13 protein-coding genes are annotated in these 14,272 nt (G+C 71.2%); 3 read left to right on the top strand and 10 right to left on the bottom strand.

Translation table 11 applies throughout. From position 1 onward, the window contains the following. Window positions 1-181 precede the first annotated feature (181 nt). Together AB0M30_RS20095 and ilvD are read left to right on the top strand one after the other, a co-directional pair. The gene (locus tag AB0M30_RS20095; RefSeq protein ID WP_364585587.1) at window positions 182-712 is read left to right on the top strand and encodes a PH domain-containing protein; all 531 of its coding nucleotides are present in this window, start codon (window positions 182-184) and stop codon (window positions 710-712) included. A gap of 90 nt (window positions 713-802) precedes the next feature. After that, window positions 803-2,647 (top strand): dihydroxy-acid dehydratase, encoded by a 1,845-nt coding sequence (ilvD, locus tag AB0M30_RS20090; protein WP_364585585.1) that lies wholly within the window; start codon window positions 803-805, stop codon window positions 2,645-2,647. Between the two features lie 273 nt (window positions 2,648-2,920). Here ilvD and AB0M30_RS20085 read toward each other — a convergent pair whose 3' ends face one another. Together AB0M30_RS20085 and AB0M30_RS20080 are read right to left on the bottom strand one after the other, a co-directional pair. After that, window positions 2,921-3,496, bottom strand: coding sequence for a DoxX family membrane protein (locus tag AB0M30_RS20085; protein WP_364585583.1), 576 nt, complete (start codon window positions 3,494-3,496; stop codon window positions 2,921-2,923). A 37-nt stretch (window positions 3,497-3,533) separates the two neighbouring features. Further along, complete coding sequence (locus AB0M30_RS20080; RefSeq protein WP_364585581.1) at window positions 3,534-4,442, bottom strand: 2-hydroxyacid dehydrogenase; 909 nt, start codon at window positions 4,440-4,442, stop codon at window positions 3,534-3,536. 65 nt (window positions 4,443-4,507) lie between these two features. On the opposite strand from AB0M30_RS20080, the gene AB0M30_RS20075 reads away from it, so the two are divergent. Beyond that, the gene (locus tag AB0M30_RS20075; protein WP_364585579.1) at window positions 4,508-5,716 is read left to right on the top strand and encodes a PQQ-dependent sugar dehydrogenase; all 1,209 of its coding nucleotides are present in this window, start codon (window positions 4,508-4,510) and stop codon (window positions 5,714-5,716) included. Between the two features lie 354 nt (window positions 5,717-6,070). Here the strand turns inward: AB0M30_RS20075 and AB0M30_RS20070 are convergent, their stop codons facing one another. The 8 genes from AB0M30_RS20070 to gatC form a co-directional block, all read right to left on the bottom strand. Beyond that, window positions 6,071-7,213: a Gfo/Idh/MocA family oxidoreductase gene (locus AB0M30_RS20070; RefSeq protein ID WP_360168763.1), complete on the bottom strand. Its 1,143-nt coding sequence runs from the start codon at window positions 7,211-7,213 to the stop codon at window positions 6,071-6,073. Then, the gene (locus tag AB0M30_RS20065; protein WP_364585577.1) at window positions 7,210-7,932 is read right to left on the bottom strand and encodes a cupin domain-containing protein; all 723 of its coding nucleotides are present in this window, start codon (window positions 7,930-7,932) and stop codon (window positions 7,210-7,212) included. The genes AB0M30_RS20070 and AB0M30_RS20065 overlap by 4 nt, the downstream gene beginning before the upstream one ends. Further along, window positions 7,929-8,849: a PmoA family protein gene (locus AB0M30_RS20060; protein WP_364585576.1), complete on the bottom strand. Its 921-nt coding sequence runs from the start codon at window positions 8,847-8,849 to the stop codon at window positions 7,929-7,931. The genes AB0M30_RS20065 and AB0M30_RS20060 overlap by 4 nt, the downstream gene beginning before the upstream one ends. Continuing rightward, complete coding sequence (locus AB0M30_RS20055; protein WP_364585574.1) at window positions 8,846-9,916, bottom strand: Gfo/Idh/MocA family oxidoreductase; 1,071 nt, start codon at window positions 9,914-9,916, stop codon at window positions 8,846-8,848. The genes AB0M30_RS20060 and AB0M30_RS20055 overlap by 4 nt, the downstream gene beginning before the upstream one ends. Before the next feature lie 314 nt (window positions 9,917-10,230). Further along, on the bottom strand, window positions 10,231-10,761 hold the full coding sequence (locus AB0M30_RS20050) for a hypothetical protein (protein ID WP_364585572.1): 531 nt from the start codon (window positions 10,759-10,761) through the stop codon (window positions 10,231-10,233). A gap of 8 nt (window positions 10,762-10,769) precedes the next feature. Continuing rightward, complete coding sequence (gatB, locus tag AB0M30_RS20045) at window positions 10,770-12,275, bottom strand: Asp-tRNA(Asn)/Glu-tRNA(Gln) amidotransferase subunit GatB (RefSeq protein WP_364585570.1); 1,506 nt, start codon at window positions 12,273-12,275, stop codon at window positions 10,770-10,772. Then, window positions 12,272-13,789, bottom strand: a complete 1,518-nt coding sequence (gatA, locus tag AB0M30_RS20040) for an Asp-tRNA(Asn)/Glu-tRNA(Gln) amidotransferase subunit GatA (protein WP_364585568.1) — start codon at window positions 13,787-13,789, stop codon at window positions 12,272-12,274. Before gatA ends, gatB begins: the two co-directional genes overlap by 4 nt. Continuing rightward, window positions 13,786-14,085: an Asp-tRNA(Asn)/Glu-tRNA(Gln) amidotransferase subunit GatC gene (gene gatC / locus AB0M30_RS20035; RefSeq protein WP_013223569.1), complete on the bottom strand. Its 300-nt coding sequence runs from the start codon at window positions 14,083-14,085 to the stop codon at window positions 13,786-13,788. Before gatC ends, gatA begins: the two co-directional genes overlap by 4 nt. Window positions 14,086-14,272: the final 187 nt, after the last annotated feature.

The following is a 14,272-nucleotide window of genomic DNA, read 5'->3' as shown; positions in this document are numbered from 1 at the left end:
TTGGGCAACAAAAAACCCTCGCCGACCGTAAGGTCGCACGAGGGTTCGCGCGTCGACGCAGCGGAAAGTCTTCCCTAAGCGTCGACGCGCTTGGGAAGTACGAGGCCGGTCAGCGGTGTCACGGCGACGACGCTAGACCGAACGCCCTGCGGGTGTCAACTCTGCGGGATGGAGAGTCCGCATGGTGGACGCCTGCGCGGCGCACGTCACGCGCGCGCGACCCGGGTTCGAGCCGGGCGTGCGCGCGGTGCACCATTTCCACGTGGCCGAAAAACAGCAGGACGAAGGCCGGAAGGCCGTCTTCCGCGTCCCCCGCACGTCCTTCATGGCGATCGCCCTCCTGACGATCTGCGTGACGCCGATCGCGCTCGGGGAGATCCCGTACCTGCAGTGGCTCTACATCTTCCCGATCGCGCTGGCGGTGTTCGTGGTCCGCCACCGCACGATCGCGACGCGCTCGGGACTGGCGGTCCGCACGATGTTCGGCCACCGCGACATCCCGTGGTCGGCGTTGAAGGGGCTCGCGATCACGAAGAAGTCGCGGGTGCAGGCGGTGCTGCGGGACGACACGAAGGTGCCGCTGCCGACCGTGCGGACCCGGCACCTGCCGGTGCTGTCGCTGGTGAGCGAGGGGCTGGTCGCCGACCCGAGCGGCGTGCTGGAGACCGGGGACATCAAGCCCGGGACGTCCGAGACCTCGGCCAAGGAGTAGCCCGGTCCCACCCTCGGCGGACCGGCTTCGCCCGGCAGCGTAAATTGGTCCTACCAGTTTCGCCGGCCACCCTTTGACCTGGGAGTTCCCGTGCCGCCTCTCCGTTCCCGGACCACCACCCACGGCCGCAACGCGACGGGCGCGCGCTCGCTCTGGCGCGCCACGGGCATGACCGACAGCGACTTCGGCAAGCCGATCGTGGCGATCGCCAACTCCTACACCCAGTTCGTGCCCGGCCACGTGCACCTGAAGGACCTCGGCGAGATCGTCGCGGGCGCGGTCAAGGAAGCGGGCGGCGTCGCGCGCGAGTTCCACACCATCGCCGTCGACGACGGCATCGCCATGGGTCACTCCGGGATGCTCTACTCGCTGCCCTCGCGCGAGATCATCGCCGACTCGGTGGAGTACATGGTCAACGCGCACCAGGCCGACGCGCTGGTGTGCATCTCCAACTGCGACAAGATCACCCCCGGCATGCTCAACGCCGCGATGCGGCTGAACATCCCGGTGGTGTTCGTCTCCGGCGGCCCGATGGAGGCCGGCAAGGCGGTCGTCGTGGGCGGCGTCGCGCAGGCCCCGACCGACCTGATCACCGCGATCGCGGCGTCGGCGAGCACCGAGGTCGACGACGACGGCCTCGACATCGTCGAGCGCTCGGCCTGTCCGACCTGCGGCTCGTGCTCCGGCATGTTCACCGCGAACTCGATGAACTGCCTGACCGAAGCCCTCGGTTTGTCGCTTCCCGGCAACGGCTCGACGCTGGCGACGCACGCCGCGCGCCGCGCGCTGTTCGAGGAGGCCGGCCGGACCGTCGTCGAGCTGTGCCGCCGCTGGTACGAGGAGGACGACGCCTCGGTCCTGCCGCGCTCGATCGCGTCGAAGGCGGCGTTCGAGAACGCGATGGCGCTGGACATGGCCATGGGCGGTTCGACGAACACGGTGCTGCACATCCTCGCGGCCGCCCAGGAGGGCGAGGTCGACTTCACGATCGCCGACATCGACGCGATCGGCCGCCGCGTGCCGTGCCTGTCGAAGGTGGCGCCGAACTCCGACTACCACATGGAAGACGTCCACCGGGCGGGCGGAATCCCGGCCATCCTCGGCGAGCTGTACCGCGGCGGGCTGCTCAACACCGACGTGTGGTCGGTGCACTCGCGCGATCTGGACTCCTGGCTCGGTTCCTGGGACATCCGCGCCGCTTCCCCTTCTGCCACGGCGGTCGAGCTCTTCCACGCGGCGCCGGGCGGGGTCCGCACGACGCAGGCGTTCTCGACTTCGAACCGCTGGTCGTCGCTGGACACGGACGCGGCGGGCGGCTGCATCCGCGACGTCGAGCACGCGTACACGAAGGACGGCGGCCTGGCGATCCTGCGCGGCAACCTCGCGGAGAACGGCGCGGTGATCAAGGCGGCGGGCATCGACGAGGACTTATGGCACTTCGAGGGCCCGGCGCGGGTGCTGGAGAGCCAGGAGGAAGCGGTGTCGGCGATCTTGAAGAAGGAGATCCAGCCGGGCGAGGTGCTGGTGATCCGCTACGAGGGCCCGGCGGGCGGCCCGGGCATGCAGGAAATGCTGCACCCGACGGCGTTCCTCAAGGGCTCGGGCCTCGGCAAGAAGTGCGCCCTGATCACGGACGGCCGGTTTTCCGGCGGGTCCTCGGGCATTTCGGTGGGCCACATCTCCCCCGAGGCGGCGGCGGGCGGCCTGATCGGCCTGGTCGAGAACGGCGACCGCATCCTGCTGGACATCCACGAGCGACGCCTGGAACTGCTGGTCGACGATTCGGTGCTGGCGGAGCGCCGGGCGAAGATGGAGACGTCCGAGCGGCCCTGGCAGCCGAAGGACCGCCAGCGCCCGGTGACGGCGGCTTTGCGCGCGTACGCCCGGATGGCGACGTCGGCGGACACGGGCGCGGTCCGCGACGTGAACAAGTAGTCCTGGATCGAGCCTGAGAAGGCCGTCCCGATCTGTCGGGGCGGCCTTCCCGCGTTCAGGGCCTCGGCGCGACGGCCGTCACCTGGTTTCGGGGCGGGCGTCCTCTGGTCCCGGGCCGCCCTTTTTCGGGCATTCCCAGACCCCCGCCGCTTGGGGGACCCCCGGGTTCAACGTTACTCGCGGCCACCGACAATTCCGGACCAGCGAACCCCAGTTGTCCACAGCCCCGCTCCGAGCCGCCGAGTTGTCCCCAACACGATCCGGCCCGCCTCCCTACCGTGTCAAAACAATGACCACGACGGCCGCGGCGGCCGCCAGCAGCAACGAGACCAGCCCCAACGGCAACGGCCGCTTCCGCCAAGGCGTGTTCCGCTCCAGCGAAATCGGCCCGGACCCGGTGAACAGCAGGCTCAACGCCGAGGCCGCCAGCAGCAGCTCGAACTCGAACCCCTGCCCCGAACCTTCGAAGAACCCGCCGTGGAACTTCGCGTACACGGCATTGGCCGCCACCCCGAGCAACCCGGCCGCGGCCAGCGGCGTGAACAGCCCGACGATCACCAGCACGCCACCCCCGACCTCGGTGATGCCCGTGATCCACGACAGCAGCGTCGTCTGCTTGTGGTAGCCGTACGTCTCCAGCACCCGCGCGAACCCGCCGATGCCCGGCCCGCCGAACAGGCCGAACAGGTGCTGCAGGCCGTGCGCGCCCATGGTCACGCCGAGCGCCAGCCGCAGGACCAGCAGGCCGAGGCCGAGCCCGCCCTGGCGCGGGGTGTCGTCCGCCCGATCGTCCTCGACACCCGACAGGAGGCTGGTGGGCTGCTGCGAAACGTCGTCTCCACTGCTCACCCGCGCAGGTTAGGGGATCGCCGCGGGCCTGGCGAGCTCAGTATTCGCCGTGCACCAGGTTGTCCGGCAGGTCGCCGCCGGCGTACCGGGCGATCTCGGCCGCGGCGACGGCGTACGAACGACCACGGACCCCGCGCACGGCCCCGCCGACGTGCGGCGTCAGCAGCAGCCCCGGCGCCGTCCACAGCGGGTGCCCGGCGGGCGGCGGCTCGGGATCGGTGACGTCGAGGGCGGCCCGCAGCCGGCCCGTGGTCAATTCGGCGACCAGGGCGTCGGTGACCACGACGGCGCCGCGCGAGACGTTGACCAGCACCGCGCCGTCGCGCATCCGGGCCAGGAACTCCACGTCGGCCATGCCGCGCGTGCGGGAGGTCAGCGGCACCATCAGCACCACGACGTCGTGCAGCTCGAGCAGCCCGGGCAGCTCGCGCACGCCGTGCACGCCCTCCCGCGCGGTCATCCCGACCATCGTGCAGCGCGCGTCGAACGGCTCCAGCCGGCGCCGCAGGTGCTGTCCGAGATCCCCGGCGCCGATGACGAGCACGCGCTTGCCCTGCAGCGTGTCCGCCGATTGCCGCTCCCACCGGCCTTCGCGCTGCGCCGCGGCGAAGACGTCCAGCTTCCGGTAGATCGACAGCAGCGCGGCGACGACCCACTCGGCCGTGCTCCCGCCGTGCGCGCCGCGGCAGGTGGAGAGCAGGACACCGTCGGGCACCTTGCCGACCCAGTCCTCGGCGCCGGCGGACAGCAGCTGGATCAGCTTCAGGTTCGGCAGCGTGCGCCACAGCTGCTCCCCCGGCGGGTGCTTGCCGGGGATGAGCACCTGCGCCTTCGCGGCCTCGGGCGGCACCGGTTCGCCCCACTGGTAGCGCACGGGCAGGACCCGCGGGACCTCGGCGAGCACGGTCATGCCCTCGTCGTCGGGCACCAGCACGGTCAGCGTCATGATCTCCAACGTAATCGAGGAGTACTCACCCATGGTTCACGCACCGGCCCTTAGGCTGGGGGATCATGCGCACCCGCTACCGCTCGGCCCTGCTGGCGATCTTGGCTTGCGGCGTCCTGCTGCCCGCCGGGTGCGCGCGGTTCGACGACACCGCGGCGGGCCAGACGTTCAGCCCCGCGCCCGTGCCGAGCCCCGAGTCGCCGCCCGAGGTCCAGGGTCCCGGCGCGGACTCCGGGAGCGACCCGAAGCAGGCGCGACCCGGCCAGTCGGCCGCGCCGGTGCCGCCGCCGCAGGGCTGCAAGGACTTCGACCCGTCGGTGATCGCGACGTGCCTGGACACCGTCGCCGCGGTGGCCGGCCTGCCGGGTGACGGCTCCACGCCCAGCGCGCTGGCCGGCGAGCGCAAGAGCGGCCGCGTCGTGCTGGCGACGAGCGGCAAGGACGCGACGGACTTCGCGAAGCTGGACGTCCAGGCGGCCGGCGACGGCGGCCTGACCGGGCTCGCACTGTCGCCGTCGTACGTCGAGGACCAGCTGGTGTTCGCTTACATCACAACTGCGACCGACAACCGCGTCGTGCGGTTCGCCAAGGGCCAGTCGCCGAAGCCGGTGCTCACCGGCATCCCGAAGGGCGCATCCGGCAACCGCGGCACGGTCGGCACCGACAACCGGGGCGCGCTGCTGGTCGCGACCGGCGACGCGGGCAACCCGGCCGCCGCGGCCGACCCGAACTCCCTCGCCGGCAAGCTGCTGCGGATCGACACCTCCGGCAAGGCCGCGGCAGGCAACCCGAACGGCTCGCTCGTGGTGGCGGCCGGCCTGCACGCGCCGGGCGGAGTGTGCGCCTCGGCCGACGGCGGCCGCGTCTGGGTCACCGACCGCCTCGCCGACAAGGACGCCCTCTACCGGATCCAGGCCGGCCAGCCGCTGACGACGCCGGCGTGGACGTGGCCGGACAAACCGGGTGTCGCGGGCTGCGCCGACTTCGTCGACGCCAACGGCTCGCTCTCGGTCGGCACCTCCCTGGCCGGCAACCTGCAGAACCTGCCGGTCAGCCCGGACGGAGCGATCAGTGGAAAGCCGACGATCAGCCTCGACGGCAAGACGGGCAAGCCACCGCTGACGTACGGGCGGCTGGCCGGCATGAGCATGATCAACCCGCAACTGGCGGTGGCGGGCACGGTCAACAAGGACGGCGGCACCCCGGTCTCCAGCGACGACCGCGTCGTCCTGATCACCCCGGCCACCTCCGGCGGCGGCAACGGCAAGGACTGACCTGCGGGGTTTCGCCGGTCGTCGACTATCGACCACAGCGCGCTCCGCGCAAGCGCAGTACGTGGACTGACCAGCGGCTTCCATCGGTCGCCGATTATCGACCACAGCGCGCTCCGCACCAGCGCAGTACCTGGACCGACCAGCAGGTTTCACCCAGTCGCCGAATATCGACCACAGCCTGCTCCGCGCCAGCGCAGTGCACAGACTGACCAGTCGCTTCCACCGGTCGCCGATTATCGACCACAGCGTGCTCCGCGCCGCGCGGGTCCAGGACCAGCCGCGCGCGGCCACCGCCCGACCGGTCCCCGCACCGCCACGGCGGGTGCCGAACCGCCGCCCTCGTCCTCCGGCCGGTCAGCTCAGCGGCTTCAGCTCCACCCGCCGCCCTTCGGCCGACGACGTCAGCCCGGCCTCCGCCACCTGCAGACCACGGGCGGCCGAGAAGAAGTCGTACCGGTGTTGCCGTCCGGCGACCACGTCCCGCACGAACTCCTCCCACTGCGCCTTGAAGCCGTTGTCGAACTCGGCGTTGTCCGGCACCTCTTGCCACTGGTCACGGAACGGCTCGGTCGCCGGCAGGTCCGGGTTCCAGACGGGCTTCGGCGTCGCCGAGCGGTGCTGGACGCGGCAGCGCCGCAGCCCGGCGACCGCGCTGCCCTCGGTGCCGTCGACCTGGAACTCGACCAGCTCGTCGCGGAAAACCCGCGTCGACCACGACGAGTTGATCTGCGCGATGGCCCCCGACTCCAGTTCGAAGATGCCGTACGCGGCGTCGTCCGCCGTCGCCGCGTACGCCTCCCCCTGCTCGTCCCAGCGGCGCGGGATGTGCGTCACCGCCTTCGCCGTCACCGCCGAGACGCGGCCGAAGAGGTTCTCGAGCACGTAGTTCCAGTGGCAGAACATGTCGAGCACGATCCCGCCGCCGTCCTCGGCGCGGTAGTTCCAGCTCGGGCGCTGCGCCTCCTGCCAATCGCCCTCGAACACCCAGTAGCCGAACTCGCCACGCACCGACAGGATCCGCCCGAAGAACCCGCCGTCGATCAGCCGCCGCAGCTTGAGCAGCCCGGGCAGGAACAGCTTGTCGTGCACGACGCCGTGGCAGATCCCGGCGTCCCGGGCGAGCCCGGCCAGCTCCAGCGCCGCCGGCAGCGTCTCGGCGAGGGGCTTTTCGGCGTAGATGTGCTTGCCTGCGGCGATGGCTTCCCGCACCGACGGCTCGCGCGCCGACGTCAGCTGCGCGTCGAAGTAGATCTCGACGTCCTGCAGCGCGGAACCGGGGTCGGTGGTCCACGCCGTCAGGCCGTGGCGGTCGGCGAGGTCCTTGAGCTTCGCGGCACTGCGCCCGGCGAGGATCGGCTCGAGCTGCACGCGGCTGCCGTCCGGGAGGGCGACGCCACCCTGTTCGCGGATCGCCAGGACCGACCGGAGCAGGTGCTGCCGGTAGCCCATCCGGCCCGTCACCCCGTTGAGGAGCACTCCGATGCTGGACTGGTTCATCTCTGCAAACCTTCCTGGTCGAGCGGGATGTCGTATTCGGCCCGGCGGCCGCACATGCCGTAGCCGTCCGGGTTCGACGGCGTCGCGACCCGCAGGCCGGACCGGTCGAGGTGGCTCCCGTCGCCGTCGGCGAGCGCCTTGAGGTGCGCCCCGGTCAGTTCGGCGGCCCGCAGTGCCCCGGCCTGCCAGCGCGGTACCCACTCTGCGACCTTCGGCGCGACGAGCGCGACGGCCGCCCGGTGGAATGCCCGCAGCGGTTCCGGATCGCCGTCTCGCAGGGCGTCCCGCAACGGCAGGTACCCGCGAACGGCCAGGTCACGCCGCTGCCGCGCGGCGTCGTCGGTTTTCGGCAACGCCGCGGCATCGGCGTAGGCGGCCGCGTCGGCGAGCACCTCGGGCGGAAAGGTGAAGACGGCGTCCCCGGCTTCCGGCAGCCCGCTGTTCTGCATCAGGACCGTGACGCGCAGGCCGTCGTCCTGCACCATCCGGTGCACAGTGCCGGGCGCGAACCACGCGATCACGCCGGCCGACAGGGGCGTCTCCGCGTAGCCGCCGACGCTCAGGGTCTGGACGGCACCCCGGCCCCCGGTGACGACGTAGGCCTCGGTGCAGGCGAGGTGGAGGTGCGGGCTGCCGCCGCAGACGCCGTCCTCGGCCGCCCAGTCGTAGGCGCGCAGGTGCGAGACGCCGATGCCACCCGGTAGCGGAAAATCGTTCATGACCACCCGTGCCCGTCGAGGTAGCGGGTCACCCGGTCGCGGTCCCAGGCCCCGTCGGCGAAGACGATCCGGTACCGGTAGGCGAAGCTTTCGCCCGGCGGCAGTTCGAATTCGTCAAAAAACGCCCACGAGAAGGCGACCATGGGCGCCTCCTCGGCCCGCACGAACCAGTGCGACTCGTGGATCGCCTTGTCGTTCTCGGGCGCATGGGCGAAGACCAGCGTCGAATGCGCGTCGACGTCGTCGTGCTCGCCCACGAACGCGAGCCACGGCGCCTGCGCGCCCATCATCGCCTCGCCCTCGAGATCGCCAGGGCCCAGGACCTGGCCGCCACCGAAGTCCCGGGGCCCCCGCCAGTGCAGGCCCGTGTACCCGGCCCGCTCACGCCCGGCGGTGGTCGGGCTGCCGAACACCAGCGGGGTGTCACGGAGGTTGGTCAGCTCGATCCCCCAGTCGAGCGCCCAGGCCCCTTCGTCCGGCTCGACCGAGTGGACGACGATGTCGCGCCGCTCCCGCGCCCACTCGTCCCCGCCGTTGGCGACCCAGGTGAGGTCCTCGGCGAAGCTCAGCCGGTCGCGTTCGACGGTGAAGCCGGCGAATCCGTCGTGCCGCATGGAACCGATGCGGTCGGGCAGCTCCTGGTACCAATCGCCGGGGACGTAGGTGTGCCCGCCCCAGAAGTTCTGCCCGGACAGGTGGCTCGACGTCATCTGCAGGCCCTTGTGCCACCGGTGGTCGGCGGGCCGGTACCCGCTGACGTGCCGGCCGCCCAGGGTCCGCAGCGGGTGGGCGTAGGGCTTGCGCGACTCGAAGGCCACCGGGTCGGGCTTGTACACGTAGGACATCAGCTGGACGCCGCCCGCTTCGACGGAAACGTGCTCGCCGTGCCGGTGGGTCACCGTGATCGTCGCACTCATCCGCGGGCTCCTGCCTCGGCACCGGCCATAGAGCGGTAGAAGGCATCACCCGGCCCGATCTCCCCGCGGCGCACCGCGAGCCCGGTGGACGCGGACTTGTACAGCGCGGCGACGAACTCCAGCACCTGCCGCCCGTCATCCCCGCTGCACGGCGGCCGCCGCCCGGCCCGGTAGGCGGCGAGGATCGGTGTGAACGCGGCGGCGTGCGAGCTGCCGACGTCGTCGGCCGGGGTGTGCCAGCGTTCGACCGCATCCCCGGCGACCTGCGGCGCCGGCGTGTAGCGCCAGTCCTTGACGCCGTACCCGTAGAGGTGGGTGAGCTCCGCGGTGGCGAGCTCGCAGTCGATCCGGATCCGGCTCACCTCGTCCGGCGAGAGGACGCTGTTGACCACGGTCGCCAGCGCCCCCGACTCGAACCGGACCAGCGCGGTGGAGACGTCCTCGGTCTCGACGTCGTGCACCAGCCGAGCGGTCATCGCGCGCACCTCGGCCCAGTCGCCGAGCAGGTGGAGCAGCAGATCCATCTGGTGGATGCCGTGGCCCATGGCCGGCCCGCCGCCCTCGGTCTCCCAGCGCCCCCGCCACGGCACCGCGTAGTAGGCGGCATCGCGGTACCAGGTGGTCTGGCAGTGCGCGACGAGCGGGCGGCCCAGCTCCCCGCCCGCGAGCAGGTCCCGGAAGTGCGCGGCGGCCGAGCCGGACCGCTGCTGGTAGACGAAGGCGGCATACGGGCCGCCGTCCCGTTCGGCAACGGTCATCTCGTCGTACTCGGCGAGCGACCGGCACGGCGGCTTCTCGCACCAGACCCAGGCCCCGCTCGCGAGCGCTCTCTTCGTCTGTTCGACGTGCAGGCTCGGCGGCGTGCAGATCGAGACGAGGTCCGGTTCCTGCTCGGCGAGCAGGGTGCCCAGGTCGCGGTAGGGCCGGGCGTGCTCGGTCCCGGCGCAGAACGCGGCCACCCGTGCCTCGTCGACGTCGGCGGCAGCCACGATGTCGACGTCTTCGTGGTGGACCTCGAAGGCGGTCCGGTGGCTCTCCGCGATGGCCCCGGTTCCGATGACGGCCACCCGTAAGCGCTTTCCCTGAGCCAACCCGGGTCTCCCCTCCACGGCCTCCGGCGCCCCAGCAGCGCCGATCCGCGCCGCCCGCCACCCACGGGACGGCGATCTCCGCGGCCGGGCTGCGCGTCTCCGACCGTTCCAGAAAGCGCTTTCTCATGCAACGGGCGGCCGCGATGTCAACGTTGTCAACGGCCGCGATCAACCGGTCGGACGACTCGCGCAGCCCGTCGGAAATTCTCCAGCGGTAGGACTCTTACCGAAGTGGGCCGAGCAACGCCGAGGTACTTCGCACCCAAGCGGTTCGCGGGCACCCGCGAAGATCAGCCGCTCTTGCTGCGGGTCTTCCGCGGCTGACGGCTCTCGGCCCGCATCTCCCGCATGTCCAGGAAAGCGGCAACACCGGACACCAGCGCCGCGAACAGCCCGAGGAACCGGCCCAGGCCGGGTCCGATGGCGACCCCGGCGGCCTCGAAGATGCCGCGCTGGTCGGCGTCGAACTCCCAGTCCAGGGTGAACCAGCCCAGCACCATCAGCAGCAGCGACGCCGCGGCGACCACCAGCCACAGCTGCGGCAGGCCGCTGACCCGCAGGGTCCGGATGCGCCCGAAAGCGACCACGACCAGCCCGGCCAGCAGCAACGGCAGCGGCGGGCACCAGGAGAAGAAGCTCGAGTGCCAGGCGTCGCGGATGACGTCACCGTGGGGCAGCTGCGCGAGGATGCTCTCGATGTCCGGCCTGGTGGCGGTCAGCGTGGTCCACGGCAGGAACGTCGAGCCCAGCGCGAGCAGCCCGGCCGCCAAGCCGAGCCACTCGCGCCAGGTGACGCTCTTGACGAATCCCGGTCGTGTCATTAAACCGATCAGGAACCGACGCGCTCGATGATCAGCTCACGAACCCGCTTGGCGTCGGCCTGCCCCTTGGTCGCCTTCATGACCGCGCCGACGATCGCACCCGCCGCAGCGACCTTGCCGCCGCGGATCTTTTCCGCGACGTCCGGTTGCGCCGCCAAGGCCTCGTCGATCGCCGCAAGCAGCGCCGAGTCGTCCGAGACGACCTTCAGCCCGCGCTTCTCGACGACTTCCCGCGGCTCGCCCTCGCCGGCGAGCACGCCCTGGACGACTTCCTTCGCCAGCTTGTTCGTCAGCTCGCCGGACGTCACCAGCCCGATCACCTCGGCGACCTGGGCCGGTGTGATCGCCAGTTCGGACAGCTCGACCTCGCGGGCGTTGGCCTCCTGGGCGAGGGTGTTGACCCACCAGCCACGGGCGTCATCGGGCGACGCGCCGGCCTCGACGGTGGCCGCGACGAGCTCGACGGCACCGACGTTCAGCAGGTCACGCAGGGCTTCGTCGGAAAGCGACCATTCCTGCTGAATCCGCTTCCGCCGTTCCGAAGGCATCTCCGGCAGCGTCCCGCGCAGCTCCTCGACCCATTCGCGCGACGGTGCGATCGGGACCAGGTCGGGCTCCGGGAAGTACCGGTAGTCCTCGGCGGTCTCCTTCGTCCGGCCCGGCGACGTGGTGCCGTCGGCCTCCTGGAAGTGCCGCGTCTCCTGCTTGATCGAACCGCCCTCGGCGAGGATCGCCGCCTGCCGCGTCATTTCGTAGCGGACGGCGCGCTCAACACTGCGCAGCGAGTTGACGTTCTTCGTCTCGGTCCGGGTCCCGAACTCGGTCGCGTCCTTCGCCATCAGCGACACGTTCGCGTCGCACCGCAGCGAGCCCTGGTCCATCCGGACGTCGGACACGTCGAGCGCGCGAAGCAGGTCCCGCAGCGCACTCACGTACGCCCGCGCGACCTCGGGGGCCCGCTCACCGGTGCCTTCGATCGGCTTCGTCACGATTTCGATCAGCGGCACACCGGCCCGGTTGTAGTCGAGCAGCGAGTGCTCGGCGCCGTGGATCCGCCCGGTGGCGCCGCCGACGTGCAGCGACTTGCCGGTGTCCTCCTCCATGTGCGCGCGCTCGATCTCCACGCGCACGACCTCGCCGTCGTCGAGCGTGACGTCGAGGTAGCCGTTGAAGGCGATCGGCTCGTCGTACTGCGAGGTCTGGAAGTTCTTCGGCATGTCCGGGTAGAAGTAGTTCTTCCGCGCGAACCGGCACCACTCGGCGATCTCGCAGTTCAGCGCGAGACCGATCCGGATGGCCCCCTCGACGGCCTTGCCGTTGACGGCCGGCAGCGCCCCGGGCAGCCCCAGGCAGGTCGGGCAGACCTTCGTGTTCGGCTCGCCGCCGAACTCGTTCGGGCAGCCGCAGAACATCTTCGTGAGCGTGTTCAGCTCGACGTGCACCTCGAGCCCGAGCACGGGGTCGAACCGCTCGACGACGTCGGCGTAGTCCATCAACTCGGCCACGGCAGTCACTTCGTTCCTCCCAGCTCCGGGACCTTGTGGATGAGCGCCCCGCCGGCGGCGGCGTCACGGGCGGCCTCGTAGGCGGCGCCGACCCGGTAGAGCCGGTCGTCGGCGAGCGCCGGGGCCATGATCTGCAGCCCGACCGGCAGGCCGTCCTCGTCGGAGAGCCCGCTCGGCACGCTCATGGCGGCGTTGCCCGCGAGGTTCGACGGGATCGTGCACAGGTCGGCGAGGTACATCGCCATCGGGTCGTCGACGCGCTCGCCGATCTTGAACGCCGTGGTCGGCGTCGTGGGCGAAACGAGGACGTCGACCTGATCGAAGGCGGCGTCGAAGTCACGCGTGATGAGCGTGCGCACCTTCTGCGCCGAGCCGTAGTAGGCGTCGTAGTAGCCGGACGACAACGCGTAGGTGCCCAGCATGATCCGCCGCTTGACCTCGGCGCCGAAGCCCTTCTCCCGCGTCAGCGACATGACCTCTTCGGCGCTGTGCGTGCCGTCGTCGGCGACGCGCAGGCCGTAGCGCATGGCGTCGAACCGCGCGAGGTTCGACGAGCACTCGCTCGGCGCGATCAGGTAGTACGCCGGCAGCGCGTAGACGAAATTCGGACAAGACACCTCGACGACGTCCGCGCCGAGCGCCCGCAGCTGCTCGACCGCGGCCTGGAACGACCGCAGCACGCCCGGCTGGTAGCCGTCGCCGCCGAACTCCTTCACGACGCCGACCTTGACGCCCTTCAGATCACCGGTCATGCCCTGCCGGGCGGCGGCGACCACCGGCGGCACCGGCGTGTCGATGGAGGTTGAGTCCCGCGGGTCGTACCCGGCGATGACCTCGTGGAGCAGGGCGGCGTCGAGCACCGTCCGCGCGCAGGGCCCGGCCTGGTCGAGCGAGGACGAAAAAGCGACAAGGCCGTACCGCGAGACGCCGCCGTAGGTCGGCTTGACCCCGACGGTGCCGGTGACGGACCCGGGCTGCCGGATCGACCCACCGGTGTCGGTGCCGATGGCGATGGCGGCCTCGAACGCCGCGATCGATGCCGACGAGCCACCGCCCGACCCGCCCGGGATGCGGGCGTGGTCCCAGGGGTTGTGCGTCGGGCCGTACGCCGAGTTCTCGGTCGACGACCCCATGGCGAACTCGTCCATGTTCGTCTTGCCGAGGATCACCACACCGGCCTCGCGCAGCTTGCGCGTCACCGTCGCGTCGTACGGCGGCAGCCAGCCTTCGAGCGTTTTCGAACCACAGGTCGTCGGCACGCCCTCGGTCGTCAGGACGTCCTTGAGCGCGAGCGGCACGCCGGCCAGCGGCGACGCGGGCGCCTTGCCGTCGGCGAGACCTTCGTCGACCGCCTTGGCCGCGGCCAGCGCGCCCTCGGTGTCGACGTGCAGAAACGCGTGGATGTGGTCGTCGACCTCGGCGATCCGGTCCAGGTGGGCCTGCGTGACCTCGACCGCGGACACCTCGCGCGAGTGGATCTTGCCCGCCAGCTCCGCGGCGGTCAGCTTGATGAGCTCGGTCACTGCTCTTCCCCCAGAATCCGCGGCACCCGGAAACGGCCGTCTTCGGCGGCCGGCGCACCGGCCAGCGCCTGCTGCTGCGAGAGCCCGGGGACGACGACGTCCTGTCGGAAGACGTTCGTCAGCGGCACGGCGTGCGACGTGGGCGGCACGTCGGCGGCGGCGACCTCGCTCACCTTGGCCACCGAGTCCAGGATCTGGTCGAGCTGGCCGGCGAAGACGTCGATCTCGTCGTCGGTCACGGCCAGCCTGGCCAGCTTCGCGAGGTGCGCGACCTCGTCTCGGGAAATGTTGGGCACGCGGGTGACTCCCGGGTTGTGCTGTGCGGGTTGTCTCGGAAGCTGCAAGTCTATGGTGGCGGCGCGGGCGGACTCGACTGGGTTACGCCCGGCGCAAGCCGGCTGCCGTCCGGCGACGCTCACATCCCGCCCGGCGGACAGCAGGTCCCGCGAGCCGGGTGCGTCTGTCACAATCGGCGACCGGCAT

This window comes from Amycolatopsis sp. NPDC051716, assembly GCF_040681595.1.
Classification (GTDB): Bacteria; Actinomycetota; Actinomycetes; order Mycobacteriales; family Pseudonocardiaceae; genus Amycolatopsis.
This window is presented reverse-complemented; position numbering and strand designations above follow the sequence as displayed.

Bases quoted from the DNA above. Each gene is read 5' to 3' on its own strand.
- AB0M30_RS20095 (WP_364585587.1), top strand. From the start codon at position 182: ATGGTGGACGCCTGCGCGGCGCACGTCACGCGCGCGCGACCCGGGTTC.
- AB0M30_RS20080 (WP_364585581.1), bottom strand. From the start codon at position 4,442: ATGACGCTGACCGTGCTGGTGCCCGACGACGAGGGCATGACCGTGCTC.
- AB0M30_RS20075 (WP_364585579.1), top strand. From the start codon at position 4,508: ATGCGCACCCGCTACCGCTCGGCCCTGCTGGCGATCTTGGCTTGCGGC.
- AB0M30_RS20070 (WP_360168763.1), bottom strand. From the start codon at position 7,213: ATGAACCAGTCCAGCATCGGAGTGCTCCTCAACGGGGTGACGGGCCGG.
- AB0M30_RS20065 (WP_364585577.1), bottom strand. From the start codon at position 7,932: ATGAACGATTTTCCGCTACCGGGTGGCATCGGCGTCTCGCACCTGCGC.
- AB0M30_RS20060 (WP_364585576.1), bottom strand. From the start codon at position 8,849: ATGAGTGCGACGATCACGGTGACCCACCGGCACGGCGAGCACGTTTCC.
- AB0M30_RS20050 (WP_364585572.1), bottom strand. From the start codon at position 10,761: ATGACACGACCGGGATTCGTCAAGAGCGTCACCTGGCGCGAGTGGCTC.